24 protein-coding genes are annotated in these 25,342 nt (G+C 69.9%); 11 read left to right on the top strand and 13 right to left on the bottom strand.

Annotated elements, in window-relative coordinates:
• Window positions 1-40 precede the first annotated feature (40 nt).
• On the top strand, window positions 41-634 hold the full coding sequence (locus CCN37_RS10625) for a DUF2537 domain-containing protein (protein ID WP_086820552.1): 594 nt from the start codon (window positions 41-43) through the stop codon (window positions 632-634).
• 9 nt (window positions 635-643) lie between these two features.
• Here the strand turns inward: CCN37_RS10625 and CCN37_RS10620 are convergent, their stop codons facing one another.
• Entirely contained in the window at window positions 644-2,416 is a 1,773-nt protein-coding gene (locus tag CCN37_RS10620; RefSeq protein ID WP_086820551.1) for an ABC transporter ATP-binding protein, read from the bottom strand.
• The gene (locus CCN37_RS10615) at window positions 2,413-4,182 is read right to left on the bottom strand and encodes an ABC transporter ATP-binding protein (protein WP_086820550.1); all 1,770 of its coding nucleotides are present in this window, start codon (window positions 4,180-4,182) and stop codon (window positions 2,413-2,415) included. Before CCN37_RS10615 ends, CCN37_RS10620 begins: the two co-directional genes overlap by 4 nt.
• 356 nt (window positions 4,183-4,538) lie before the next feature.
• Here CCN37_RS10615 and CCN37_RS10610 point away from each other — a divergent pair, with 356 nt between their 5' ends.
• A complete protein-coding gene (locus tag CCN37_RS10610) occupies window positions 4,539-4,991 on the top strand; it encodes a MarR family winged helix-turn-helix transcriptional regulator (protein ID WP_246842935.1) in 453 nt (150 codons plus the stop codon).
• Window positions 4,992-5,062: 71 nt separating this feature from the next.
• Here CCN37_RS10610 and sepH read toward each other — a convergent pair whose 3' ends face one another.
• The 9 genes from sepH to CCN37_RS10565 all read right to left on the bottom strand — a co-directional run bounded on the left by sepH (window position 5,063) and on the right by CCN37_RS10565 (window position 13,231).
• On the bottom strand, window positions 5,063-6,019 hold the full coding sequence (gene sepH / locus CCN37_RS10605; protein WP_086820548.1) for a septation protein SepH: 957 nt from the start codon (window positions 6,017-6,019) through the stop codon (window positions 5,063-5,065).
• Between the two features lie 219 nt (window positions 6,020-6,238).
• Complete coding sequence (gene serC, locus CCN37_RS10600; protein WP_086820547.1) at window positions 6,239-7,375, bottom strand: phosphoserine transaminase; 1,137 nt, start codon at window positions 7,373-7,375, stop codon at window positions 6,239-6,241.
• A 113-nt stretch (window positions 7,376-7,488) separates the two neighbouring features.
• Window positions 7,489-7,875 (bottom strand): type II toxin-antitoxin system RelE/ParE family toxin, encoded by a 387-nt coding sequence (locus CCN37_RS10595; RefSeq protein WP_086820546.1) that lies wholly within the window; start codon window positions 7,873-7,875, stop codon window positions 7,489-7,491.
• A 3-nt stretch (window positions 7,876-7,878) separates the two neighbouring features.
• The gene (locus tag CCN37_RS10590) at window positions 7,879-8,178 is read right to left on the bottom strand and encodes a type II toxin-antitoxin system Phd/YefM family antitoxin (RefSeq protein WP_210407959.1); all 300 of its coding nucleotides are present in this window, start codon (window positions 8,176-8,178) and stop codon (window positions 7,879-7,881) included.
• Window positions 8,179-8,201: 23 nt separating this feature from the next.
• Window positions 8,202-8,960, bottom strand: a complete 759-nt coding sequence (locus tag CCN37_RS10585; protein ID WP_086820545.1) for an alpha/beta fold hydrolase — start codon at window positions 8,958-8,960, stop codon at window positions 8,202-8,204.
• 56 nt (window positions 8,961-9,016) lie between these two features.
• Window positions 9,017-9,637 (bottom strand): response regulator transcription factor, encoded by a 621-nt coding sequence (locus CCN37_RS10580; protein ID WP_086820571.1) that lies wholly within the window; start codon window positions 9,635-9,637, stop codon window positions 9,017-9,019.
• A gap of 8 nt (window positions 9,638-9,645) precedes the next feature.
• The gene (locus tag CCN37_RS10575) at window positions 9,646-10,929 is read right to left on the bottom strand and encodes a sensor histidine kinase (RefSeq protein ID WP_086820544.1); all 1,284 of its coding nucleotides are present in this window, start codon (window positions 10,927-10,929) and stop codon (window positions 9,646-9,648) included.
• Between the two features lie 340 nt (window positions 10,930-11,269).
• On the bottom strand, window positions 11,270-11,953 hold the full coding sequence (locus CCN37_RS38915; RefSeq protein ID WP_143261544.1) for an Abi family protein: 684 nt from the start codon (window positions 11,951-11,953) through the stop codon (window positions 11,270-11,272).
• A gap of 144 nt (window positions 11,954-12,097) precedes the next feature.
• Complete coding sequence (locus tag CCN37_RS10565) at window positions 12,098-13,231, bottom strand: citrate synthase 2 (protein WP_086820542.1); 1,134 nt, start codon at window positions 13,229-13,231, stop codon at window positions 12,098-12,100.
• 241 nt (window positions 13,232-13,472) lie between these two features.
• On the opposite strand from CCN37_RS10565, the gene pdxH reads away from it, so the two are divergent.
• Entirely contained in the window at window positions 13,473-14,132 is a 660-nt protein-coding gene (pdxH, locus tag CCN37_RS10560) for a pyridoxamine 5'-phosphate oxidase (protein ID WP_086820541.1), read from the top strand.
• Between the two features lie 7 nt (window positions 14,133-14,139).
• Here the strand turns inward: pdxH and CCN37_RS10555 are convergent, their stop codons facing one another.
• A complete protein-coding gene (locus CCN37_RS10555) occupies window positions 14,140-15,534 on the bottom strand; it encodes a hypothetical protein (RefSeq protein WP_143261543.1) in 1,395 nt (464 codons plus the stop codon).
• Between the two features lie 182 nt (window positions 15,535-15,716).
• Between CCN37_RS10555 and CCN37_RS10550 the strand changes: the two genes are divergently transcribed.
• Window positions 15,717-16,958: an MFS transporter gene (locus CCN37_RS10550; protein ID WP_210407961.1), complete on the top strand. Its 1,242-nt coding sequence runs from the start codon at window positions 15,717-15,719 to the stop codon at window positions 16,956-16,958.
• Here CCN37_RS10550 and CCN37_RS10545 read toward each other — a convergent pair.
• Window positions 16,930-17,826: an arginase family protein gene (locus CCN37_RS10545; RefSeq protein ID WP_086820539.1), complete on the bottom strand. Its 897-nt coding sequence runs from the start codon at window positions 17,824-17,826 to the stop codon at window positions 16,930-16,932. The genes CCN37_RS10550 and CCN37_RS10545 overlap by 29 nt on opposite strands.
• A gap of 86 nt (window positions 17,827-17,912) precedes the next feature.
• Between CCN37_RS10545 and CCN37_RS10540 the strand changes: the two genes are divergently transcribed.
• From CCN37_RS10540 to CCN37_RS10510, 7 genes are all read left to right on the top strand, one after another.
• Window positions 17,913-18,548 (top strand): DUF2975 domain-containing protein, encoded by a 636-nt coding sequence (locus CCN37_RS10540; protein WP_086820538.1) that lies wholly within the window; start codon window positions 17,913-17,915, stop codon window positions 18,546-18,548.
• Between the two features lie 33 nt (window positions 18,549-18,581).
• A complete protein-coding gene (locus CCN37_RS10535; RefSeq protein ID WP_256388033.1) occupies window positions 18,582-18,809 on the top strand; it encodes a helix-turn-helix transcriptional regulator in 228 nt (75 codons plus the stop codon).
• A gap of 64 nt (window positions 18,810-18,873) precedes the next feature.
• Complete coding sequence (locus CCN37_RS10530; RefSeq protein ID WP_086820536.1) at window positions 18,874-20,268, top strand: APC family permease; 1,395 nt, start codon at window positions 18,874-18,876, stop codon at window positions 20,266-20,268.
• Between the two features lie 41 nt (window positions 20,269-20,309).
• Window positions 20,310-21,227 carry an aldose 1-epimerase family protein gene (locus CCN37_RS10525; RefSeq protein WP_086820535.1) on the top strand — a complete coding sequence of 306 codons (918 nt, stop codon included), beginning with the start codon at window positions 20,310-20,312 and terminating at the stop codon, window positions 21,225-21,227.
• Between the two features lie 83 nt (window positions 21,228-21,310).
• Window positions 21,311-22,528 carry an amidohydrolase gene (locus tag CCN37_RS10520; RefSeq protein ID WP_086820534.1) on the top strand — a complete coding sequence of 406 codons (1,218 nt, stop codon included), beginning with the start codon at window positions 21,311-21,313 and terminating at the stop codon, window positions 22,526-22,528.
• Window positions 22,525-23,463, top strand: coding sequence for a carbohydrate kinase (locus tag CCN37_RS10515; protein ID WP_086820533.1), 939 nt, complete (start codon window positions 22,525-22,527; stop codon window positions 23,461-23,463). The genes CCN37_RS10520 and CCN37_RS10515 overlap by 4 nt, the downstream gene beginning before the upstream one ends.
• Window positions 23,464-23,922: 459 nt before the next feature.
• Window positions 23,923-25,254 (top strand): citrate synthase, encoded by a 1,332-nt coding sequence (locus CCN37_RS10510; protein WP_086820532.1) that lies wholly within the window; start codon window positions 23,923-23,925, stop codon window positions 25,252-25,254.
• The last annotated feature ends 88 nt before the right edge of the window (window positions 25,255-25,342 follow it).

Below are 25,342 nucleotides of genomic sequence, written 5' to 3'. Positions count from 1 at the left end.
GACGGTGGCGTTCACCCGAAAGGCCCTAAGATCCTCTGCCGTGGAGCTGCGCGCGGACCAGGGGCGGGCGGTCCTCGTCCGAGCCGGCGAGGGGCGCGCGCTGGACCCTGCCGACCTCGCGCTGCCCGCCGCCCTGGTCTCCGCCCTGCACGAGTGGGCCTCCGTCGCGCGCCAGGTTTCCCCGCCCCCGCACGGGGAGGACGGCCCGGCACTGGAGTTGATCACCCACCGGGGCCGCCTGCTCGCCGGGCGGATCGCGGCGCTGCTGGGCGTTCCGGTCCGCTACCGCGACCCGATCGGTGGAGGCACCGAGACCGTCGACGTGCCGAGGGCGCGCCTCGCGGTCCCGCCGCCCCCGGTGCCGATCGGCGAACCGACCCCGTGGGCGACGGGGCTGACCGTGAGCCTCTTCGTCGCCGTGCTCGTGCTCTGCGTGATCATCGCCCTGTCCAGCGGTCTCGCCGAGGCCAGCCCGTGGTTCGCCCTCGGCGCCAACGTGCTGATCGCCGCAGGACTGGCGCCCTCGCTGTGGCTGTCCAAGGCGGTCCCGGTCTGGCGGTGGGTCGCGCTCGGCGCCACCGCCGGGCTGCTCTCCGCCTGGCTGGCCCTGACGCTGGCCCTGCTGCTGGGCTAGCCCGCGCCCTCAGGCCAGTGACGCCGTCCAGGCGGAGTGCAGTGAGGCGAACTCCCCACCACGGCCGAGCAGTTCCTCCGGCGAGCCGTCCTCGGTGATCTCGCCGCGCTCCATCACCAGCACGCGGTCCGCGATCAGCACCGTGGACAACCGGTGCGCGATGATCACCGCGGTCCGGTCGCGGAGCACGGTCTCCAGCGCGTCCTGAACGGCCCGCTCCGTCGGAATGTCCAAACTGGACGTCGCTTCGTCGAGGATGAGCACGGCCGGGTCGGCGAGGAACGCCCGCGCGAACGCGACGAGCTGCCGCTGCCCCGCGGAGAGGCGGCTGCCGTGCTTGTTCACGTCGGTGTCGTACCCCTCGGGTAAGGTCGAAATGAAGCTGTCCGCGCCGACCGCACTCGCCGCCGCCTCGATCTCCGAACGCTGCGCTGAAGGTTTGCCCAGCGCGATGTTCTCCGCGACGGAGCCGGTGAACAGGAACGATTCCTGCGTCACCATCACCACCGCGCGCCGCAGGTCCTCGTCGCTGAGCTCGCGCAGGTCGACGCCGTCGAGGGAGACCACGCCCGCCTCCGGGTCGTAGAACCTGGCGAACAGTTTGACCAGCGAGGACTTCCCGGCCCCCGTCGCGCCGACCACCGCGAGCGTCTGCCCCGCGGGCACCCGGAGGTCCATGCCGGAGAGCACGATCGGCGTCTCGCCGGAGTACCGGAAGGACACCGACGACATCCGCAGCTCACCGCGCGCGGAGGGCAGCGGCGTCGGCCGCGCGGGCTCGGGAACACCGGGCTCCTGGGCCAGCACGCCGGAGATCTTCTCCAGCGCCGCGTTGGCGGAGGCGTAGGTGTTGAGGAAGTTGCCGAGCTGCTCCAGCGGGTCGTAGAACAGGCGCACGTAGATGAGGAACGCCGCCAGCACGCCGACCGCGAGGCTCTCCGCCGACGCCAGCCACGCGCCGACCGCGAGCACGATCACGAAGGACAGCGAGCCGACGAGGCGCAGCGTGATCAGGTACACGCCGAGCACCCACGTCGCGCGGTTCTGCGCGACGCGGTAGCCGTCGTTGTGCTCGTCGAGGACCTTCGCGTTCGCCTCCTCGCGCCGGTAGGCCTGCACCGCGCGGATGCCCGTCATCGTCTCGGTGAACTGTGTGATCACCTTGGCGATCTCGGTCCTGGTGCGGCGGTAGCAGACGGCGGAGGCCTTGCGGAAGGCCAGCGTCGCGAGGACCAGCGGCACGAAGCCCGCGAGCACGATCAGCGCCAGCCGGTGGTCCAGCGACAGCATCAGCACGGTCACGCCGACCACGGTCAGCACCGAGGAGATCAGCCCGTCCAGGCCCTCGTCGATCAGGTCGCTGAGCGTGTCGATGTCGCTGGTGGCGCGCGCGATCATCTTGCCGGAGGTGTAGGACTGGTGGAAGGACAGCGACAGCCGCTGCGAGTGGGTGAACAGCCTGCCGCGCAGGTCGATCAGCACGTCCTGGCCGATCCGCCCGGACGTCATCAGGAAGCCCCACCGCAGCCCGGCGGTGAGCAGCGAACTGACCGCGTAGCCCGCGACGAACCACGCGATCGGTGTCGGATTCCCGCGCACCGCGGCGGGAACGCCGATGTCGAGCGCGCCCGCGATCAGCAGCGGGCCCGCGAGGTGCACCGCGTTCTCCGCCAGCACCAACAGCATCGCGACGATCGCCTTCGCCCGGTGCGGCCGGAGCAGCGAGCCGAGCAGCTTGCGCGCGCGGCCCGGCTCGGCCTCGATCTCCAGTGGGCGCGTCATCGCGCGGTCACCTCCACGGGTTCGTCCATTGTGGACAGAAGGGTGCGGTAGACGGTCGAGGAGTCCAACAGCTCGCGGTGCGTCCCCGTCGCCACGATGCGGCCCTCGTGCAGCACGGCGACGCGGTCAGCGAGCTGCACGGTGCTCGGGCGGTGCGCCACCACGAGCGCGGTGACGCCGTGCAGAACGCGGCGCAGCGCCTGCTCGACCTCGGCTTCGGTGTGCACGTCCAGCGCGGACAACGGGTCGTCGAGCACCAGCACCGCCGGTCGGCCGATCACCGCGCGCGCCAGGGCGAGCCGTTGGCGTTGACCGCCGGACAGCGACAACCCCTGCTCGCCGATCGGTGTGTCCAGGCCCTGCGGCAGCGCGTCGACGAAGTCCTCCGCGTTCGCCACCCGCAGCGCCTCGCGGACCTCCTCCTCCGTCGTCGGCCGGTCGGTGCCCATGGCCACGTTTTCCCGCACGGTCGCGGAGAACAGCACGGCCTCCTCGAAGGCCACCGCGACCCGCCCACGCAGCTCGTGCAGCGCGAGCGTGCGGATGTCCTTGCCGTCCAACGTGATCCGCCCGGCGGAGACGTCGTAGAAGCGCGGCACCAAGGAGGTCAGCGTGGTCTTGCCGCATCCCGTGGCGCCGACGAGGGCGACGGTCTCCCCGGGGTGCAGCGTCAAGTCCACTGTGGACAGAACGTCGGTTTCCGCGCCGGGGTAGCGCATGCGCACGCCCTCGAAGCGGACCTCGCCGCGCACCGGGTTCGCCAGCTGCTCGGGGTGAGCGGGGTCGGTGACGCTCGGCTTCGTGTCCGCGACCTCGCCGAAGCGCTCGCACGCCGCGGCGGCGGAGTTCATCTCGGCGAGGAACCACCCCAGCGACTCCACCGGCCACGTGAGGAAGGTGGTGAGGGTGACCGCGGCGACCAGGGTGCCCAGCGTGATGCTGCCGGTGGCGATGCCGTGGGCGCCGACGCCGAGCTGAGCGGCGATCGCCAGGCCCGGGAGCGCGATGATCACCGCCCAGATGAGCGCGAGCACGGCGAGCTTGCGCAGACCTGATTCCCGGAGGTCGGCCGCCTGCCTGAGGTAGTGCGCGCGCAGGTGCTTCCCCCGGCCGAAGGCCTTGAGCACCCGCACACCCAGCACGGACTCCTCCACCGTGGTGGCGAGGTCACCGGCCTGGTCCTGCGCCCTCCGCGCCACCACGCGGTAGCGGGTCTCGTAGAAGTAGCTGCTCACCACCAGCGGCAGCAGGCACACCGTCACGGCGACGCCGAGCAGCGGCGCGAGCGTGTACATGATCACCAGGCCCACGACGATCGTGGTGGAGTTGATCACCAGGTAGATCAGCGTGAAGGTCATGAAGCGGCGGATGGTCGCGACGTCGTCGACCCCGCGCGAGAGCAGCTGGCCGGACTGCCAGCGGTCGTGGAAGCCCAGCGGCAGGCGTTGCAGGTGCGCGTAGAGGGCCGCGCGCATCCCCGCCTCGGCCCGGTTGTTCGGCGGGGCGGAGAGTTGCCGCCGCGCGAACAGCAGACCGGCCTCGGCCAGCCCGAGCCCGAACACGAGCAGCACCAGCCAGAACAGGCCGACGGTGTCCCCGGTGCGCACCGGCCCGTCGATGATCTTCTGCGTCACCAGCGGGATGGTCAGCCCCGCCATCATGGCGCCGAGCGCGCAGATCCCCGCGACGAGGAGGGGGAGCCGGGATGCTCGGTAGTAGGGAATCAGCCTTCGCAGTTCTTTCAGTGTCGATCCCCGGTCGCTCACCGGAACATCCCCCTAGCGTCTGGCTCGAACCAGCGACGCTACGACCAACGGCGGCGTGTGGTCATCTGGTTTTCCGCCGACCGCACGCACGCGGCGCCCCCTTCGCGGGTGCTTGATCAATGGGCGCACGTGCGTATTCGGGTTCATTTTCGCGTGTTCGCGCGGGCACGCTCCGCAGGCATCCCGATCATCCGAACGAGCAGTTCGGCGGGCCGACTACTAGAGCGGGGTGCTTTCGCGCAATACCTCACCGGGGCATGCAGAAGTAGACCTCCAGTCGGAGGCGCGAGCGCGGCGCGTGCGGTGAACTGGTGGCGGTGACGTTTCCATAACGGCAGCAGAAGGTGAGTGAGTCGGTGTTCGCACAACGAGCCATGCCGGTGTTGTTGCCGCCGATCCCGGCGGACCGAGAGCTGTGGTCCACCCTCACAGCCTTGTTCGGGCAGATCGAGGCGGCGCTGGAACGCGCGCTGCAACGCGGTTACGGCCTGAGCCTGTCCGAGTACCGCGCGGTGTGCGCCCTCGCCGAGAGCGACCTCGGCTACCTGCGGATGCAGGACCTCGCCGACGCCGTCGGGCTCAACCAGAGCTCGATCAGCAGGCTCGTCGCGCGGTTGGAGCGGGCAGGGCTGACCACCCGCAAGCTCTGCGAGACCGACCGCAGGGGCGTGTGCACCGAGGTCACCGAGCGCGGACGCTCGGTGTGCGAGCGCGCCGTGCTCACCTACGAGGTGGTGCTGACCGCGGAGCTGGACCGCGCCGCCGCCGAACCGCGCTTCTCCGCGATGGTCGACCGCATCCGAGCCTGACCAGCGCCAGCAACGGCAGGGCCCCCGCCGGGAGATCCGACAGGGGCCCTGGTGTCCGTGGTGCCTCGGCGCTAGCCGCGCTGCGAGCGGACGCCGAGCAGGACGTCCTCCCACGAGGGGACGATCGGGTGGTTCTTCCTGCCACCCTTGCGGGCGGCGGCGGGCTCGGCGCGCCGATCGGCCTCGGGCTGAGGCTCCTCGACCTCCGTGCTGACCGCCTGCTCGGGCTCACCGGTCTCGGCGGCCGGACCCGGGTCCATCTCCGCGGGCAGCGGTTCCGGCTGGTAGCGGCCGTGTCCGGTCGGCTCCTGCGGTGCAGGGGGAGCCGGGTCCGCCTCGACGGCGGGCGGCAGCAGCAGCGACTGCTCCAGCGGGCCGTGCGACTCGTCCAACTCCAGCGCCTGCCGGGCCAGCTGGGTCACCGGCCGCACCGTGCGCAGCGAGCGGTTGGGCGTCGGGTCGATCAGGTCGGCGGCGTGCTCGTCCAGCGGCGTGACCGTGCCGCCGTGCGCTCCGGGGTGGAAGATCCAGTGCGCGCGGATGTCCGAGCGGCCGGCCCGCCACAGCAGCTGGACGACCCACTTGCCGTCCTCGCCGCGCCAGGAGTCCCAGCTGCCCGACTCGTGGTCCTGGCCGCGCAGGCTGAAGGCGTGCGCGACGACCTCGCCGAGGGTCTGCACGTCGGGGCCGTCCTCGCGGACCGGGTGGGCGCGCTGGGCCAGCTCGGCCGTGCGCGAGCGTTCCAGCAGAACGGGGTAGGCGAAGCGCTCGACGCGCTGCGGGTCGATCCCCGCCGACGCGGCCAGCTGGTCGATGGACTCGCCGCCGCGGATGCGGGCCTGGATCTCCCGGGGCCGCAGCTGGCTCTCCAGCTCGATCTGGGCCTGGCCGAGCTTGGGCAGGTCTCCGCGGGCGGCGGCGCGCAGCCGGTCGTCAGCGGGCAGCGTGAAGCGCTCACCACGTTCCGCGTCCTCCAGCACGACGGTCTGACCGTCCTCGCCGAGCCCGACGACTCGCAGCGCTCGCATCACTGCCTCCCCGATTTACTTCACCTCGCTAGAGGTCACGGTATGTCGGCGTGCCTACTTGACGGCGTAGGCGCGCCGACACTCATGTCTCTTCCCCATGCGATCTTGCCCGAAGCGCAAGGGGTTACGCATCTTTGATCTCGTGACGATACGAAGCCGAAACGGCCACACCGTGAACACTGCGTGATCACGATGTGGCCGTGGGCAACCAGTGGTGGATCAGCCGATCTGCTCGACGACCCAGTCGACGCAGCGGGTCAGCGCGGTCACGTCGTCCGGCTCGATGGCCGGGAACATGGCGACGCGCAGCTGGTTGCGGCCGAGCTTGCGGTACGGCTCCACGTCCACGATGCCGTTGGCGCGCAAGACCTTCGCCACGGTCGCGGCGTCGACGGAGTCGGCGAAGTCGATCGTGCCGACCACGTGCGAGCGGTTGCGCTCCTCGGTCACGAACGGCGTGGCGAACTGCGAGGACTCGGCCCAGCCGTACAGGCGCGACGCGGAGTCGGCGGTACGCGCGGTGACCCAGTCCAACCCGCCGTTACCGAGCATCCACTCGATCTGGTCGGCCAGCAGGAACAGCGTCGCGACCGACGGAGTGTTGTAGGTCTGCTCCTTCACGGAGTTGTCCAGCGCGGTGCTCAGCGACAGGAACTCCGGGATCCAGCGATCCGATGCCGCGATCTCGGCGACCCGCTCCAGCGCGGCCGGGCTCATCAGCGACAGCCACAGGCCGCCGTCGGAGGCGAAGGACTTCTGCGGCGCGAAGTAGTAGACGTCGAAGTCCTCGGCCTTGACCGGCAGGCCGCCCGCGCCCGAGGTGGCGTCGATCGCGACGAGCGCGCCCTCGCTGCCCGCGGGGCGGCTCACCGGCACCATCACGCCGGTGGAGGTCTCGTTGTGCGCCCAGCCGATGAGGTCGACGCCCTCGTGCGCGGTGATCTCCGGCGCACTGCCGGGCTCCGCCTTCACCACGACCGGCTCGCCCAGGAACGGGGCGCCCTTGGTCACGGTGGCGAACTTCGAGGAGAACTCGCCGTAGGTGAAGTGCTGCGAGCGCTCGCGGATCAGGCCGAACGCGGCGGCGTCCCAGAACGCGGTGGTGCCGCCGTTGCCCAGGACCACCTCGTAGCCCTCGGGCAGCGAGAACAGCTCGCGCAGCCCGGAGCGGACACGTCCGACCAGCGCCTTCACCGGCTTCTGGCGGTGCGAGGTGCCCATCAGCGCGCCACCTTCGGCGGCGAGGCGGGCCAGCTGCTCGGGACGGACCTTGGACGGTCCACAGCCGAACCGGCCGTCCGAGGGCTTGAGCTCGGCGGGCAGCTTCAGGGTCGTGGGATCAGCCGTCTGGGTCATTACGGCGCCTCCGGAGGGCGGTCTCGTGGTCAGGATGACCCGGCGCCGTTGCCGGAGCCCTCAGTGTCGCAGCCGGATGACCCGCGTGTGACCACCGGGTGTCCATCCCCACGTCAGGGGCGTGTCGTCCGCTCCCGCTGTCCCCAGGCCCGATCGAGCAGGCCGACCAGTGAACCGAGGAGTTCCGGGTCGTCGCTGTGCAGCCGGATGCGCGACACGGCGAGGTCGTAGCACTCGCCGTCCGTGCGCTTGCCGATCACCCAGACCACGACGACCGTTCCGTCCGTCTCGACCCGGTAGACGACGCGGTAGTCGCGGTCACCGACCACGAGTTTGCGAAAGGTCACCAGGTTGCTCCCCGGGCGGCTGCCCAGCGGCGCTCCGCGGCTCTCCGGGTCGGTCTCCAGCTTCTTCAACACTTTCAGGACGATCTTGCGGGCCGAACCGTCCAGGTCCCGCAGGTCTTCCTTGGCCTCGGTGGTGAGAAGAACGCGGGCCAAAGCTCAGTCCTCATCCAGTTCCGCGGGATCGATGCCGAACTCGGCCGCGACGTCGTCGAGACTGTGACGAGCGCCGTCGTCGGTGACCGTTCGCACCAGCGCCAGGCTGAGCAACTTCAGGTCCTCTTCCAGTTCTTCCAGGTGTCGCAGCCGCGCGGCCGCCTCAGGGCTCACGATCGCGGCAAGTGGCTTGTTGTTGCGCATCACGATTCTGGAGCGCCCGGCACTCGCGTCGTTGAGCAGGCGCGACAGTGAGCTGTTGGCCTCGGTCACGCTCACCATGTCTTCGGTGTTGATGTTCACCCGAGCACCTCCTTGCCGGAATTCTAGCTCGAATTCGAGCTAGACTCCAGGGAGAGGGCGAAGTCGCGCAGGACCTCGGTGAAGTCGGGGGCTCGGTCCCAGTTGGCGGTGTGCCCGGCACCGGCGAGGACGCGGACGGCGGCGTGCGGTGCGGCGGCGAGCAGGCGGCGCTCGGCGCGGCGGTTCGCGCGGTCGTTGGCGCCGTTGAGGATCAGCGTGGGGCCGCCGTAGGCGCTGAGCCCGGGGGTGTAGTCGACTCCGGCCAGCTCGCGCAGGATCTCCGGCCCGGCCTGCGGGCGGACGCCGACGGCGAGCACAGCGGCGGCGACCTCGCGACCGGCCTGCTTGGTGAAGCTGCGCGCGGCGGCCTTGCGCACGGTGCGGTCACCGACGATCCGGAAGACGGTGCTGAGCAGCGCGGCATTGGCCCGCAGGCGGAGCCCGGCCAAGCCCGTGTGGTCCCCGGAAGCGCCGGAGACCACCAGGCCGGCGACGCGCTCGGGGTACTGCCCGGCGAAGCTCATGGCCACGTGCGCGCCGAGGGAGAGGCCGACGACGAGGGCGGGCCGCTCCAACTCCACCCGGGCGACCTCGGCGACGGCGTCCGCCATGCGGAAGCGGCGGTCGGCGAGCGGGCCGTGGCCGGGCAGGTCCAGTGTGATGACGCGGAATTCCTTCTCCAGCGCGCTCACCTGGGACAGCCACATTTTCCGGTTCACACCCGCGCCGTGCAGGAACACGATCGCGGGTGCGTCTTCCGGCCCGCTCGCCTCAATCGTCACGGAATGTTCTTCCCCGATTCCCGCTCGGAGAAAACCATTCCGCGGCGAAGAGCCGGTCAGTCCAGCAGGCCGTGTTCCATCGCGGTGGTCACGGCGGCGGTCCGGTCGGAGACGTCGAGCTTGGTGAAAACGCGCAGGAGGTGCGTTTTCACGGTCGCTTCGCTGATGAACAGCTCCTTGCCGATCTCGCCGTTGCTGAGCCCGCGCTTCACCTGGCGCAGCACCTCGACCTCGCGCGCGGACAGGCTCGGCACCTGGCCGCCCCGGACCCGGCTGAACAGCTTCGCCGCGACCGAGGGCGTGAGCACCGTCTCGCCCCGGCCCGCCGCTCGGATCGCGTGCAGCAGGTCCACGCGCGAGGTGTCCTTCAACAGGTAGCCCGACGCGCCCGCCTCCACCGCCCGGAGGATGTCGCTGTCGGTCTCGTACGTCGTGAGGACGACGACCCTGCTGTCCGGGCACTCCGCGCGGATGCGCGCCGTCGCGGCCACCCCGTCCCCGCCGGGCATCCGCAGGTCCATCAGCACCACCTGCGGCCGGTGCGCGAGCGTCATCGCCAGCGCCTCCGGCCCGGACGCCGCCTCGGCCACCACGTCCAGATCGGGCTCGGCGTTGAGCATCCCGCGAAGTCCTTCTCGCACAACGGGATGGTCGTCGACCAGGATGATCTTGATCAGGTCGTCGCTCATATCGGCACCGCCACCTTCACCACCGTTCCCTCGCCGGGGGCGCTGCTCACCGCGAACGCGCCACCCACCTGATCTGTCCGTCCGCGCAGCCCCGGCAGGCCGAAGCCCGTCGGCTTGCTCTCCGGGTCGAAGCCCACGCCGTCATCGGCGACCCGCAGCAGCACGGCCTCTTCTGTGAATTCCACGGACACCGCGACCGCGCTCGCCTCCGCGTGCTTGCGGACGTTGTTCAGCGCCTCCTGGGTCGCGCGCAGCAGCATCACCTCGATGTCGGTCGCCAGCCGCGTCGGCTCCCCGGAGACCACGCACTCCGCGGCGATCCCGAGGTCGTGGCCGACCCGCTCGACCAGCCTGCGGATCGCCTCGACCAGCGAGGAGTTCGCCAGCGGGGCCGGGGTGAGCGCGCCGACCAGCGCCCGCGCCTCGTCCAGGTTCTCCCGCGCGGTGCGCACGGCGAGCGCCAGGTGCCGCCGGGCCAGCTCGGCGTCCGGCTCACTGTCCATTTCGGACTGAGCGGCCTGGACGAGGGTGACGATGCTGGTGAAGCCCTGCGCCAGGGTGTCGTGGATCTCCCCGGCCAGCCGCTCGCGCTCGGCGGAGACCCCGGCCTCGTGGGAGAGCCGGGCGACCTCCGCCCGCGAGGTCTCCAGCTGGTCGATCAGCCGCTCGCGCACGGCGTTCTCCTCGGCGATCCGGTCGAGCCAGAGCCCGAACGCCAGCGCGTAGAAAGCGGTCATCAGCGCGAAGATCCCGTACACCGCGATCGTCTGCCACGGCTCGCCCTCGATGATCAGCACGGCCATCGCGGTGAGGTCCAGCAGCAGGATCATCGTGATGGCCAGCCGCAAGCGCACCGACAGGAACAGCTGCGGGCCGAGCACGAACAGGATCGAGCTCGCGTCCAGCGACGCGGCGACGGCGGGCCCGTAGAGCACCATCACGCCGACGACGTAGACGATGCCGACCCACGGCGGTCCCTTGCGGCCGATCGAGGAGCGACCGAAAAGGCAGTACCAGACACCGATCGCGCACAGCAGCGCGATCGCGCGCATCTTGTCGGTGTGAACGCTGTTGGGCGCCAACGAGACCGTGGTCAGCGTGAGCGCGAGGAACGCCGCGAAGAAGGCGTCCCACATCGGGAAGACCCGCAGCCACGCGTTCTCCGACCAGCTCCGGCCGTGCTCCTCCTGCACGGAGGAACCCTTGGTGGGCACGTGCCAGTGGCCCAGGGAGCTGAGGGCGGTGCCGATGTGCTCCCAGCGCCCGCGCTTCGGCGTCACGGACGGGCCCGGGAGCCGAGCGCGTCGTCCGCACGACTGGGTTTTGGCGGACGATCACGGCGCTGTGAGCAGGAGAGGCGCGCCGTGGTGGCCGCGCCCGCGCGGGGAAGCGGTCCCCCCTGTTCCCCGCGCGAGCGCTCGGCCCGGTGCCCCCGGCCCCCGGATTCCCCTCCGTCGCACCTGGGAGCGACGGCCCTGAGCGGGGGAGCGGTCACGGCGTGGGCTGTGCCGAGACGCTCCTTCCCGCTCATGACCCCATGGTGTCGTCCCTCGGTGCCCGGTCGCGACGAACGGGTGGTGGAACGCGATGTCCACCGGCCGGTGGATGCGCTTGGCCTGCTCACGGCCTCTTGCTGGCGATCTCGGCTATTCGTCGCATGGATCGCGCCCAGTTCGCTGTTTCGGGACAAGCCAGGTGCAGCACTGTGTGCATGTCGCGCTCGTCCGCCTCGTGATTTCGCGCGTGAACCGGCTCCAGGTGGGCGATGCGGTTTCGGATCTGGTGAAGCCGTCTCAGCGGCCGTTGCACCAGCTCGCGTTTGTTCGTGCCGGGGAAGCCGTGTCGGATCGAGGGAGTCCAGAGCGTGTGCTCGTACTGGGCGGCCAACAGGAAGCTCCAGAAACCGAACGACAACTCGGCGATGATCGCACCAGGCGGTGGATCGGGACGAGTTGCTTCGCGTACCCCGCGTACGGTGCGCCACTGTTGCGCTCTTTCCTTGGCCTTCGCCAGATCTCGTCGCGCGGGCTCCCCCAGTTGTCGTTGGGGATCGTCCAGCCACGTTCCCGGTAGTCCTCGGCTCGTGTGCCACGCCGTCAACTCGTCGTGGATGACGTTGCGCACCACGACTTCGACGACGGCCAGGGCTTCGTAGAGAGCGCCCGAAAGCTCGATGTTCCACTCGTACAGCCTGAGGGCATGTGCCTGGTCATCACCGCATGCGAACACGTATGGGGCAAGCCTGTCTGACGAGAGTCGCCGTTCGCGGAGTGCGTGTGTGGCCGTGTTCGTGTTCTTGGACATGGTGGGGTCGAAGTGTAGAGTTGGGTGCGAAGACCTGGAACGGCCTCTACATCAAGTACATCTGTACGTGGTGCACGTCCCCATGGTTATGGCTTCAACCGATGCCCGGCTCCTCTTGGAGCCGGGCATCGGCCGTCTGCGGGGTCAGACCGGGGTGATGCCCGACCAGCCCTCGATGCTCTCGGGGGAGCGCGGGGCCGGGCCGATGTACTCGGCGGAGGGGCGGACCAGCCTGCCGGTGCGCTTCTGCTCCAGGATGTGCGCGCACCAGCCAGCGGTCCTGGCGCAGGTGAACATCGCGTGCATCATGTGCGGCGGCACCTCGGCGAAGTCCAGCACCACGGCGGCCCAGAACTCCACGTTGGTCTCGATCGCCCGGTCCGGCCTGCGCTCGCGCAGCTCGGCGAGCGCGGCCTTCTCCAGCGCGGCGGCGGCTTCGAAGCGCTCGGCGCCCAGCTCCTGGCAGGTCCTGCGGAGCACCCGGGCCCGCGGGTCCTCCGCGCGGTAGACGCGGTGGCCGAAACCCATCAACCGCTCCTTGCGGTCGAGGATGTCGGCGACGACGCGGCGCGCGTCGCCGGTCCGCTCGACGGCCTCGATCATCGGCAGCACCCGCGCCGGAGCACCGCCGTGCAGCGGCCCGGACATCGCGCCGATCGCGCCGGACATGGCGGCGGCGACGTCGGCCCCGGTCGAGGCGATCACGCGCGCGGTGAAGGTGGACGCGTTGAGCCCGTGCTCGGCGGCGGAGACCCAGTAGGTGTCGATCGCCTTGACGTGCGCGGGATCGGGCTCGCCGCGCCAGCGCGTCATGAAGCGCTCGGTGATCGTCGAGCACTCGTTGATCCGGTCTTGCGGGACGGCGGGAACACCGATGCCGCGCGCGGACTGGGCGACGTAGGACAGCGCCATCACCGAGGCGCGGGCCAGCTCCTCGCGCGCGGTCTCGTCGGAGATGTCCAGCAGCGGCCGGTAGCCCCAGATCGGCGCGACCATCGCCAGCGCGGCCTGCACGTCGACCCGGACGTCGCCGGTGTGCACCGGGATCGGGAACGGCTCGGCGGGCGGCAGGCCCGCGCCGAAGCGGCCGTCCACGAGCAGCGCCCACACGTCGCCGAAGGTGACCCGGCCGGCCAGCTCCTCGATGTCCACGCCCCGGTAGCGCAGCGCGCCGCCGTCGCGGTCCGGCTCCGCGATCTCGGTCCGGAAGGCGACCACGCCTTCGAGGCCGGGGCGGAACCCGTTGTCGTCGCTCGCGTCCTGCACCGCGTTGTGCATCCGATCAGCCTCCTCGCCCGCCGCTGTCGGCAAGGCTCATTAGTGGCCACCCGGACAGATTTACAAGGCGGCCTTCCATCTGTTTCGGTGCAGTAACCCTCCACCCGCACACTCGGTGGCAGCAATCACCTCGTGCGGTGGCATGCATCACCGGCCAGGCGGTTCCGCAAAGGCGGTCGAGGCCGTACGGTCCGCTCTCACGGGTTGTGTCGGTCGGCCAGCAATTCCACGGAGGAACGTCATGCCGGACGCGGACGTGAACATCGCACTGCCAGCCATGAGGGTGTCCTACGAAGCGGGCGTGCTTGACGAGTCCTCGCTGGCGAACACCTGGCACGAGCAGCTGAAACTGTGGCTGGACGAGGCGATCGAGTTCAAGATCCCCGAGCCGAACGCGATGGTCCTGGCCACGGCCGACCGCGAGGGCCGCCCTTCCTCACGCACCGTGCTGCTGAAGGGGCTCGATGACCGGGGCGTGGTGTTCTTCACCAACTACACCTCGAACAAGAGTCACGATCTGTTGGCGACCCGCTATGCCTCCGCCACTTTCCCGTGGTTCTCCATGCAACGCCAGGTGAGCATTCGCGGCGGCGTGGAAAAGGTCGGCGCTGCGGAGACCGCGGAGTACTGGAACAGCCGTCCGCGCGGTTCCCAGCTCGGCGCGTGGGCTTCTCCGCAGTCGCGCGTGATCACCGGCAGGAACACGCTCAACTCCGCGCTGAACTCCGTGCGCAGGCGTTTCGCCGACGCCGAGCAGATCCCGGTTCCCCCGCACTGGGGTGGCTGGCGCATCCGGCCGGAGATCGTCGAGTTCTGGCAGGGCCGCGAGGACCGCATGCACGACCGGCTGCGCTTCCGCGACAACCGCGACGGCTGGAAGGTCGAGCGGCTCGCGCCCTGAGCGCCCGTCACTCGTTCACGACGTAGGAGAACGCCTCGCGCACCTGGTCGTCCGACGGGGTGACGTAGGACTGCGACGACGCGTTGACCTCACTACCGGGCACGAAGAACGGACAGCTCGTTCCGCCGATCTCCACGGTGGTCTGGAAAACGGGCTTTCCGGTCCGCAGTTCGTAGGCCGTCAGCGGGATCGCGATGTTGTGGAAGCTGATGTTCTCGCGCGCGTTGGTGCCCTGGTTGCGGTAGGCGCAGGTCTTGACCTGCGCGCCGTAGTCCTTGTCGCCCGCGCAGAGCACCAGCACGGCGTCGCCGATGTCGGTGGTGATCCACTCGGCAGGGAACTTGCTCGTGTAGACGTAGGTGTTGTCGCCGTAGACCACTGAGCGGTTGGTGCCCGGGCCGTAGGGCGCCGCACCGCTGTACGCCGCGGGCTTGGAGCAGTAGTTCTTCCCGAGCGAGCGCACGTGCGCCAGCTCGATGGCCAGTGTGGCTCGCTTGATGCCGTCCTGGGCGCGCGCGGTGAACTCGGTGCCGGGGTACTGGCTGAGCAACTGCTCGTACCGGGTCCGCGCCGCCGCCCAGCTCTGCGTGGTCATGAGTTTGTCGCCGCAGCCGATGAGCGCGGCGGGCTCGACGCGGGCGACGGCGTGCGCGGAGCGATCTGCCTCGCTCCCGCTCAGCTTCTCCGCGCGCAGTGCATCGGTGATCGAGAGGGTGTCGCAGGGCTCCTTGGATGGCAGGCCGCCGAAGAACCCGTCGAGCACGACATCGGCCATCTTCTCGTGGCCGGGCAGCTCGCCGCGAAGTCCTGCCAGGCCCTGGAAACCCGCTTTCATCGACTCGACGTCTCCGGTGAGCGCGACGGTGAACTTGGACTTGGTCGCCTTGAGCCACTGGCACGCGCGAACCGTGGCGTCACCCTCGACGGTCATCGGGGCGTCGACCACGTAGTGGGCGAACCACACCTGGTTCAGCGCGGTCAGCGCCTGTGCGCAGTCGCCGTTGCCGCGAGCTTCGGTGACGGAGCTGCCGATCATCGCGGAGTCGACCCGGATCAGGCCCACGAGGACCAGCACCGGGAGAGCCACACCGAGCGCGATGCTCCGCTCGCGGCGAACCTTGATCCGCTGAGCGCGCCCACCGGCCAGTAACCACCCGTGGGCGGTGAGAGCCAGCCACCACAGCAGCACGACGAGCTCGAACCACCCCGTCCGGAAGGTGGTGCCGAGCAGGACGACGAGCAGCACGGTGACGATCCCGGTGAAGACCGCGAGCTTGCGGCGCCCCGCCAGCAGGTAGCCGACGCCGAGCAGGGAGGCGTTGCCGAGCGCGACGGCCAGCGCGTCGTGCGTCCTGGCTGGGGGAGCGGCCTGCTGCTGGAAGTCCATGCGGCCGATTGTCACGACGACCTCCGGGACGGGTCCCGAAGCCGGGAATCCCCTACGTGAGCCGGAATACGCTTTCTCTGCTGACGGTCGTTACCTACGCTCACAACGTGGACGACAAGGCGGAATCTCGGAGTCAGCAGCCAGGGACGATCGACCCGCCCGTCCCCGTCCGCAAGGGGTGGCTGCGCCGGATCGTGATCGACACCGAGCCGCTGGGCATCCCGGACTTCCGGCGGCTGTGGCTGTCCGGCATCGTCACCGCGCTCGGCAGTCAGCTGGCCACCGTCGCGGTTCCCAAGCAGCTCTTCGACCTCACCGGCTCCTCCGCGTGGGTCGGCCTGGCCGGTGCCTTCGCCGTCGTCCCGCTGATCGTCTTCGGGCTCTGGGGCGGAGCGATCGCCGACGCGGTCGACCGCCGCAAGCTGCTTCTGGTGACAAACGTTGGCGTGGCCCTGACCTCGGTGTTGCTCTGGGGCCAGGCCGCTGTCGGGATGAACTCGCCGTGGACGGTGCTGGTGCTGCTCGGCGTGCAGCAGGCGTTCTTCGCGGTGAACATGCCGACCCGCAGCGCGGTGCTCGCCCGGTTGGTCCCGTTGCGCCTGATGCCCTCCGCGCAGGCGTTGAACACGACCACGTTCTCCACATCGGCCGTCTTCGGCCCGCTGCTCGCGGGCGTCCTGCTGCCGCTGGTCGGCGTCTCGACGCTGTTCCTGATCGACGCGATCGCGCTGACCGCGACGCTGTGGGCGGTCTTCCGGCTGCCCGCGATGCCGCCGGTCGGCGACTCGCCCTCGCGCCGGGCGGGACTGCGCGAGGTGATCGACGGCTTCCGCTACGTGGCGACCCGCAGCGTCCTGCTCGCCTCGTTCCTGCTCGACATCATCGCGATGGTGGCGGGCATGCCGCGCGCGCTGTTCCCGGAGATGGCCGAGCGCACCTTCGGCGATCCGCCCGGCGGCGGTCCCGCGCTCGGCCTGCTCTACGCGGCGATCCCGTTGGGCGCGGCGGTCTGCGGGCTGTTCTCCGGCTGGTTCATGCGCGTCGAGCGGCACGGCGTCGCCATCGCGGTCTCGGTCGTGGCGTGGGGCGTCGCGATGATCGGCTTCGGGCTCTCCGGCTCGGTCTGGTGGGCCGTGGCCTTCCTGGCCTTCGGCGGAGCGGCGGACATGGTGTCCATGGCCTTCCGGGGCGCGATGCTCCAGGCAGCGGTCACTGACGACATGCGCGGCCGGATGCAGGGCATGTTCACCGTCGTCGTTGCGGGCGGTCCGCGCGTGGCCGACATGCTGCACGGAGCGGTCGGCGCCTCCGCGGGCGCGGGTGTCGCGGCTGCGGGCGGTGGAGTGCTCGTGGTGGTGCTGACCGTGGTCGCGGTCCTGTTCCTCCCGGCGTTCTGGCGCTACGTCGCGCCTAGCGAGGAGAAGCCAGCCCAGCGATGAGCGTGGCGGTCAACGCCGCCGCCAGGCCGCCGTCGGGGTCGAGGTCCGGGTCGAACACGGTCACCTCGACGCCGAGGCAGTTCGGCGCGCTGGTGAGGCCGGACAACAGCTCCGCCAGCTCCTCGTGCTCAAGGCCGCCCGGGTCCGGGCTGTCCACGGCGGGCATCACCGCGGCGTCGAGGATGTCTACGTCCAGGTGCACCCAGAAGCCGTCCAGCCGGTCGAGCCGCCGCCGCGCCCACTTCGCGCTCTTCGCCGCGCCCGCCGCCCTGATCGCGGAGGCCGTGCGCACGAGGATCTTGGTGTCCGCCAGCTCGTCCAGGTCCTCGTCGTCGTCCCGGATGCCCATCAGCACCACGTGCTCGTCCGCGAAGATCGGACCCTTTCCGTCCACATTGGACAGATCGTCCTGGCCGCGGCCGGTGACGAGCGCCAGCGCTTCGCCGGCCGCCGCGCCGACGTGCGGCGAGTTGCCGACGTGCCGGAAGTCGGAGTGCCCGTCCAGGTAGACCAGCCCCGCCCGCGGCACGTGGCGGCGAACGGCTTCCCCTGTGCCGAGCAGGATTCCGCAGTCACCGCCGAGCACCACGGGGAAGCGCCCCGCGTCGAGCAGCTTGCCGACGCGCGTTGCCAAGCGCTCCGCGTACTCGGCGATCAGCGGCGCGTGGAAGACGCCGTCGCCGGGCTCCCAGTCCTCCCGGTCGTAGCGCGGCGCGACGAGGTGCCCGGCGTCCTCCGCGCCGAGCCCGGTCAGCAGGCCCGCTTCGCGCAGGGCTCCGGGTGCCTTGGCGGTCCCGGGCACGGTCGCGGGCTTCGGCGGGCGCAGGCCCAGGTTCGACGGGGCGTCCAGCACGGCGACGGTCCTCATGAAACCACTGTAACAGCAATGGTGGTTACTGGCGGGCCATATCGATAAGCGATACCATCGTTTTTCGATATGTCTCAGGAGGCACGGTGGCGCAGAAGAACAACCCGCTGGACAACCCGGCCGAGCCCGCCGCGGCGATCGTCCGGGTGCTGTTGGTGCTGGTGGCGGTGGGCTACGCGGTCAGCATCCTGCTCGCGGTGGTCGGCATCGGCTCGTTCCACCCGTTCGGATCGGACGTGCTCTGCGAGGAGAGCAGCGGTGTCACGCAGCGCTCCCTGGAGATGGACGGGCTGAGGCCGGGCACGGACGCGCACGTGCTGGAGATCCGCTTCTGCGCCAAGCCCGTCACCGGTGAGCAGCGCGTGCTGTGGGGCGTCGCCAACCACCTGGGAACGGTGGTGAACATCGGGCTGCTGGCGTTCGCCCACCGCCTGGTCAGCGCGGTTCGGGACAGTGGGCTGCACACCGCGTTGACCGCGCGCCGGTTGCGGGTGCTGGGGTGGCTGCTGGTCCTCGGCTGCACCGCCGCGAGCCTGATCGAGACCGTTGCGCGCAGCGCCTTCCTGAGTTCGCTCCTCGACCCCGCCCGCTACTCCTGGTCCTGGTACGCGCCCTGGGAATTCCCTGTGTGGCCGCTCATCCTCGGTTGTGTGCTGCTGTCGCTCGCGAGGATCATCCGTATCGGCAGCGAGATGCAGAAGGACCTCGAAGGGACGGTGTAGGTGTCGGCGGACTCCGAGACCCACGGCGTTCGGGTGCACCTGGACCGGCTGCTGGTCGAGCGGGGGATGACGCTGACCGAGCTGGCCGAGCGGGTGGGCGTGACCGTGGTGAACCTGTCGGTGCTGAAGAACGGTCGCGCGCGGGCCATCCGTTTCAGCACGCTCACCCGGTTGTGCGAGGTCCTGGACTGCCAGCCGGGTGATCTGCTCAGCAACGGTCGCGGAGATGAAGATCAATCGCGAAATAACCTTTTGAATTAGCTCGAAGAACAGATGGGCGCGGCTGGCTTCTTGTACGGATAGTGACCAGGCACACTCTGTTGGCATGTCCGAGACGACGCCGCCCAGCACGGCCGCCGCCCCAGCGGCCGAAGGCCAACCGGAGCTGAAGCGGGCCATCGGCCCGAAACTGCTGCTGTTCTTCGTGATCGGTGACATCCTCGGCACCGGCGTGTACGCGCTGATGGGAGATGTCGCGGGTCAGGTCGGTGGTGCCCTCTGGGTGCCGTTCCTGATCGCCTTCGTCGTCGCTTTCCTCACCGCGTTCAGCTACCTCGAACTGGTCGGGAAGTACCCGAAGGCGGCGGGTGCCGCGCTCTACACCAACCGCGCCTTCCGCAAACCGTTCTTCACCTTCATGATCGCCTTCACGGTGATGTGCTCCGGGATCACCTCCGCCTCCTCGGCGGCCGTGGCCTTCGGCGGCACCTACCTCAAGGAGTTCGTGCAGACGCCCGCGCCGTGGGTGGCCATCGGCTTCATCGTGCTGCTGGCGTTCATCAACTTCCGCGGTGTCGGCGAGTCGGTGAAGGCCAACGTGGTGCTGACGATCGTCGAGCTCTCCGGCCTGGTGATCATCGTCGGCATCGGCGTGATGGCCGTCGTCAACGGCCAGGGCGATCCCGGGCGGCTGGTGGAGTTCAACACCGCCAACCAGAGCACGCTGATCGCGATCACCTCGGCCACCTCGCTGGCCTTCTTCGCGATGGTGGGCTTCGAGGACTCGGTCAACATGGCCGAGGAGTGCAAGGACCCGGTCAAGATCTTCCCGCGCTCGATGCTGCTCGGCATGGCCGTCGCGGGCTCGATCTACGTGATGGTCGCGGTCACCTCCTCGCTGCTGATCCCGGCCGCCGGGCTCAAGGCCGCGGGCTCCGGCGCGCTGCTGGAGGTCGTGAAGGTCGGCGCGCCCGGCTTCCCGCTGGCCCTGTTCTCCTTCATCGGCCTGTTCGCGGTCGCCAACTCGGCACTGATCAACATGCTGATGGCCAGCCGCCTCGTCTACGGCATGGCCAACGAGAAGATCATCCCGATGCCCTTCGCCAAGGTGCACCAGACGCGGCGCACCCCGTGGATCGCCATCGGCTTCACCAGCATCATCGCGATCTTCCTGGTCTCCTTCGTGCCGCTGAAGGACCTGGGCGGCACCACCGCGCTGCTGCTGCTGATCGTCTTCACCGTGGTGAACATCGCCTGCCTGGTGCTGCGCAAGGAGAAGGCCGAGCACAAGCACTTCAGGGCGCCCACGATCGTCCCGGTCATCGGCGCGATCACCTGCGCCTACCTGGCGCTGCCGTTCACCGGGCGGGCCCCGCAGCAGTACGTGCTCGCGGCCATCCTGCTCGGCATCGGCCTGGTCATGTGGATGATCAACTGGTTCTTCTTCCGCCGCAAGCAGCACCTCAAGGCGGAGTTCGACGCGGGTGCGCTGACCAAGTAAGACCGGATCGAAGACCTGAATCGTTTGCGTAGGCTGCCCCCATGGGAGCGGGGCAGCCTACGGGCGAGCAGTTCGAGATCACCAACGGAGCCGCGCGCGCCGTCATCACCGAGGTCGGCGCGTGCCTTCGGGTTTTCGAAGTGGCCGGAGCGCCGTACGTCACCAGCTTCGCCGAGACCGAGGCACCACCGCTCTCGGCGGGGCTGGTGCTCGCGCCGTGGCCGAACCGGGTCCGCGACGGCCAGTGGAGCTTCTACGGCGAGCCGCAGCAGCTGGAGCTCAGCGAGTCCAAGCGCAACGTCGCCATCCACGGCCTGACCAGGACGATCCCCTGGCAGGTCGTCGAGCGCTCGGCCGAGGCGATCACCCTCGGCGTGCTCATCGAGGCCCAGGCGGGCTGGCCGGTGCCGATGCGCACCACCGTCCGCTACGCGCTCGACGCCGACGGCGGCCTGACCGTCACGCACACCATGCTCAACGTCGGCGACCGCAAGACGCCGTTCGGCGTGGGCGTGCACCCCTACCCGCGCGCCGGCCACGCGCCCGCGTACGAGTGCACCCTCCAGCTCGCCGCGCGGACCAACCTGCCGGTCGACGAGGACCGCCTGCTGCCCAACGGCCCCGTCGCCCCGCTCGACGGCGGCGAGTTCGACTTCCGCGAGCCCCGCAAGCTCGACGGCATGCTGCTCGACCACACCTACGGCGGCTGCGTCGCCGACGAGGACGGGATCATCCGGCACCGCCTCGTCGGCCCGGAGACCGGCGTGGAGATCTGGGCGGAGCCGGACTTCGGCTGGGTGCAGGTGTTCTCGACCACCGGCTTCCCCGGCGCCAGCTCCGCGATCGCGGTGGAGCCGATGACCTGCCCGACCAACGCGCTCAACTCCGGCATCGACCTGCGCGAGCTGGAGCCCGGCCAGGACTGGTCCGGCAGCTGGGGTCTGCGCCCGATCGCCTGACGGCACGTGACCACTTGGCCGTGTTTGTCTTCAACAGGTCAGATCGGGTTTCTAGTGTTGGACGGAGCGGTTACCGTCCGACCGTGGATGTCGCGATCACAGGTGGATACGTCGTGCCCGTCGCCGGGGACCCCATTGACGGCGCAACGGTGCTGGTCCAGAACGGGAAGATCACCGCGGTAGGCGCGGACGCCGACGTGGAGGTGCCCGAGGGCGTCCCCGTCGTCGACGCCTCCGGCTCGTGGGTGCTCCCCGGCTTCGTCGAGGCGCACGCGCACATGGGCGTGCACGAGGAGGCCGAGGGCTGGGCCGGCCAGGACACCAACGAGATGACCGACCCGGTGGGCGCCAGGATGCGCGCGCTGGACGCGATCAACCCGGCCGACATGGGTTTCGCGGACGCGCTCTCCGGCGGCGTCACCACCGCGGTGATCAAGCCGGGCTCCGGCAACCCCATCGGTGGCCAGACGATGGCGATGAAGTGCTGGGGCCGCACGGTCGACGAGATGCTGGTGGCCGAACCGGTCAGCGTGAAGAGCGCGCTCGGCGAGAACCCGAAGCGCGTCTACGGCGACAAGAAGACGCTGCCGTCGACCCGCCAGGGCGTGGCCGCGGTGATCAGGGACGCGCTGACCAAGGCCCAGGACTACCGGGCCCGGCGCGCGCACGCCGCCGAGGAGAACAAGCCCTTCGAGCGGGACACCACCATGGAGGTGCTGGTCCGCGTGCTCGACGGCGAGCTGCCGTGGTGCCAGCACGTGCACCGGCTCGACGACATCGCCACGGCGCTGCGGCTGGCCGACGAGTTCGGCTACCGCCTGGTGATCAACCACGGCACCGAGGGCCACCTGATCGCCGACGTGCTCGCCGAGCGCGATGTCCCGGTGATCATCGGCCCGCTGCTGACCTCGCGGTCCAAGGTGGAGCTGCGCAATCGTTCGCTGCGCAACCCCGGCCTGCTTGCCAAGGCGGGTGTGCGGATCGCGATCACCACCGACCACCCCGTGGTGCCGATCCACTTCCTGGTGCACCAGGCCACCCTCTCGGTGAAGGAGGGCCTGGACCCGGACGTGGCGCTGCGCTCCATCACCACCAATCCGGCGGAGTTCATGGGCCTGGACGACCGCGTCGGCTCGCTGACGCCCGGTCTCGACGGTGACGTGGTGATCTGGTCCGGCGACCCGCTCGACGTGATGAGCCGCGCCCTCCAGGTGTTCATCGAGGGTCGCGAGGTCTACCGCTTCGACTCCGACCTCGGCGAGGGCGTCGTCACCGACCCGTTCCGCCGGAGCGCGCCGTGATCGTGGTCGGCGGGGAGGCCCTCGTCGACCTCGTGCCATCGCCCTCCGGTGAGTCCACTGTGGAGGGTCTGCCCGCGCTGCTGCCCCGCCTCGGCGGCGGTCCGTACAACGTGGCGGTCGCTCTCGGGCGGCTCGGCAGCCGGGTGTCGTTCCTGTCCAAGGTGTCCACGGACTTCTTCGGCGACGCGCTCGTCGGGCGGCTCGGTGCGTCCACTGTGGACACTTCACTGCTCCAGCGCGGCGCCGAGCCGACCACGCTGGCCGTCGTCGGGCTCGCCGAGGACGGTTCCGCGCGCTACTCCTTCCACGTCGAGGGCACCGCGGACCGGCTCGTCACCGATCCCGGGCCGCTGCCGGAGGAGGTGCGCGCGGTCTCCCTCGGCACGCTCGGCATGGTCCTGGAGCCCGGCGCGTCCGCGTACGAGGCCGTGCTGCGGAGGGAGTCCGAGCGCGGTCGGTTCACCGTGCTGGACCCGAACATCCGGGCCGCGTTGATCACCGATCCGGCCGCCTACCGCGAGCGCTTCCTGGGCTGGCTGCCGCACGTCGGGCTGCTCAAGCTCTCCGTGGAGGACGCCGCGTGGCTGGCCGACGCGGAGGACCCGTGGCCCGCGCTGCGCGACTGGGCGGGCAAGGGGCCCGCGGGCATCGTGGTGACGCTCGGCGGGGACGGCCTTGCGGTCCTGACGCCGAGCGGTGGTCTGGTCCGCGTGCCCGGTCAGCGGGTCGAGGTGGTGGACACGATCGGCGCCGGGGACACCGTGCACGCGGCGATCTTGCACTGGCTGGACGCGGCAAACGCGCTTTCCACGGAATCCGTGCGGGAAATGCCTGAGGAATCCTGGCGCGAGGCACTGGAATTCGCTGCCCGTGCGGCGGCGATCACGTGTTCCAGGGCGGGCGCGGAACCTCCGTGGGCGGACGAGCTGAAATAGGGAATGAACGTGATGCGGAGCCGGGAACGTCACGCGGAGTTCCCGGCTCCGCCACGTTCTGCGACCATCCGAGTGGTGTGGGTGGGCGCGACCTTTGCCGCCTGGGCGGGATGCTCGCCCGGATGGCTCAACCGTTGCGACACCGTTGTCATCTGGTCGAGCCCGTGCCCACGTCGGGCATTGGTCCAGCGCGTCCGCGCTCGTCACGGCGCCCTGACCGGTACAGATACCGTTCAGTAACCGCAAAGCGCGTGGTCTGAGCCACCAAAGGCGGCGAACCGGACCGTACGCGCGTTATGTGATACCTGTCCCAACTGCCCCGAGCGGGTAAGTCGAAGGCTGCGAAAAGGGCGTACCGCCTACTAGCTTGGAGTCTCCAGGACCCCAACGAGGCGGTGCTGCGGACGGACATCCCGACCGTTTTCCACCCGTCCTCGTCCGAGCGTGAGAGGGACTCGCATGCCCGACGCGACGACCGCGCCTGACCAGGCGGCCACTTCGGCTGACGCCACCACCGTCGCACTGCGCCACCCGGGCGGCGAGCACGAGATGTCTCTGGTGACCGCCAGCGAGGGCGCGCCAGGAATCGATCTCGGCAAACTGCTCGCGACAACCGGCCTCGTCACTCTGGACACCGGTTTCGTCAACACCGCCTCCTGCTCCTCGGAGATCACCTACATCGACGGTGACGCCGGAATCCTGCGCTACCGGGGCTACCCGATCGAGCAGCTGGCCGAGAAGTCGAGCTTCGTCGAGGTGAGCTACCTGCTCATCCACGGCGAGCTGCCGACCAAGGCCCAGCTCGACGACTTCACCACCAAGATCAGCAGGCACACCCTGCTGCACGAGGACCTCAAGCGCTTCTTCGACGGCTTCCCGCGCGACGCGCACCCGATGCCGGTGCTGTCCTCCGCGGTCTCCGCGCTGTCCACCTTCTACCAGGACAGCCTGAACCCGTTCGACGACCAGCAGGTCGAGATGTCCACCATCCGCCTGCTCGCCAAGCTGCCGACCATCGCGGCCTACGCGTACAAGAAGTCGGCGGGCCAGCCGTTCCTCTACCCCGACAACTCGCTCGGCCTGGTGGAGAACTTCCTGCGGATGACCTTCGGCTTCCCGGCCGAGCCCTACGACGTCGACCCGACGCTGACCAAGGCGCTCGACCTGCTGTTCATCCTGCACGCCGACCACGAGCAGAACTGCTCCACCTCGACCGTGCGCATGGTCGGCTCCTCGGAGGCCAACCTCTTCGCGAGCGTCTCCGCGGGCATCAACGCCCTGTTCGGCCCGCTGCACGGCGGCGCCAACCAGGCGGTGCTGGAGATGCTGGAGAGCATCAAGGCCGACGGCGGCGACGTCGACAAGTTCGTGGAGCGGGTGAAGAACAAGGAGGCGGGCGTCCGCCTCATGGGCTTCGGCCACCGCGTCTACAAGAACTACGACCCGCGCGCGGCGATCATCAAGAAGACCGCCGACGAGGTGCTCAAGAAGCTCGGCGGTGACGACCAGCTGCTGGAGATCGCCAAGAAGCTCGAAGAGCGCGCGCTCGCCGACGAGTACTTCATCTCCCGCAAGCTCTACCCCAACGTGGACTTCTACACCGGCCTGATCTACCGCGCGATGGGCTTCCCGACGCGGATGTTCACCGTGCTGTTCGCGCTGGGCCGCCTGCCGGGCTGGATCGCCCACTGGCGCGAGATGATGAAGGACCCCGCCACCAAGATCGGCCGTCCGCGCCAGATCTACGTCGGCCCCACCGAGCGCGACTTCATCGACCTCGACAAGCGCTGACACCCGCACTCCGCACCCCCGCACGCAGCACTCCGGAAGCCCGGCCCGCGCACTCCGCAGGCCGGGTTTTTCGCGTTTTGGCAACAAC

Source organism: Allokutzneria sp. NRRL B-24872 (assembly GCF_002155965.1).
Lineage (GTDB): Bacteria > Actinomycetota > Actinomycetes > Mycobacteriales > Pseudonocardiaceae > Allokutzneria.
The sequence above is the reverse complement of the archived record's forward strand: the minus strand, read 5'-3'. Positions and strand labels throughout refer to the sequence as shown.

Excerpts from the sequence above, each read along its gene's own strand:
- CCN37_RS10620 (WP_086820551.1), bottom strand. The coding sequence starts at position 2,416 with ATGACGCGCCCACTGGAGATCGAGGCCGAGCCGGGCCGCGCGCGCAAG.
- sepH (WP_086820548.1), bottom strand. The coding sequence starts at position 6,019 with ATGCGAGCGCTGCGAGTCGTCGGGCTCGGCGAGGACGGTCAGACCGTC.
- serC (WP_086820547.1), bottom strand. The coding sequence starts at position 7,375 with ATGACCCAGACGGCTGATCCCACGACCCTGAAGCTGCCCGCCGAGCTC.
- CCN37_RS38915 (WP_143261544.1), bottom strand. The coding sequence starts at position 11,953 with ATGTCCAAGAACACGAACACGGCCACACACGCACTCCGCGAACGGCGA.
- CCN37_RS10565 (WP_086820542.1), bottom strand. The coding sequence starts at position 13,231 with ATGCACAACGCGGTGCAGGACGCGAGCGACGACAACGGGTTCCGCCCC.
- pdxH (WP_086820541.1), top strand. The coding sequence starts at position 13,473 with ATGCCGGACGCGGACGTGAACATCGCACTGCCAGCCATGAGGGTGTCC.
- CCN37_RS10545 (WP_086820539.1), bottom strand. The coding sequence starts at position 17,826 with ATGAGGACCGTCGCCGTGCTGGACGCCCCGTCGAACCTGGGCCTGCGC.
- CCN37_RS10530 (WP_086820536.1), top strand. The coding sequence starts at position 18,874 with ATGTCCGAGACGACGCCGCCCAGCACGGCCGCCGCCCCAGCGGCCGAA.
- CCN37_RS10525 (WP_086820535.1), top strand. The coding sequence starts at position 20,310 with ATGGGAGCGGGGCAGCCTACGGGCGAGCAGTTCGAGATCACCAACGGA.
- CCN37_RS10510 (WP_086820532.1), top strand. The coding sequence starts at position 23,923 with ATGCCCGACGCGACGACCGCGCCTGACCAGGCGGCCACTTCGGCTGAC.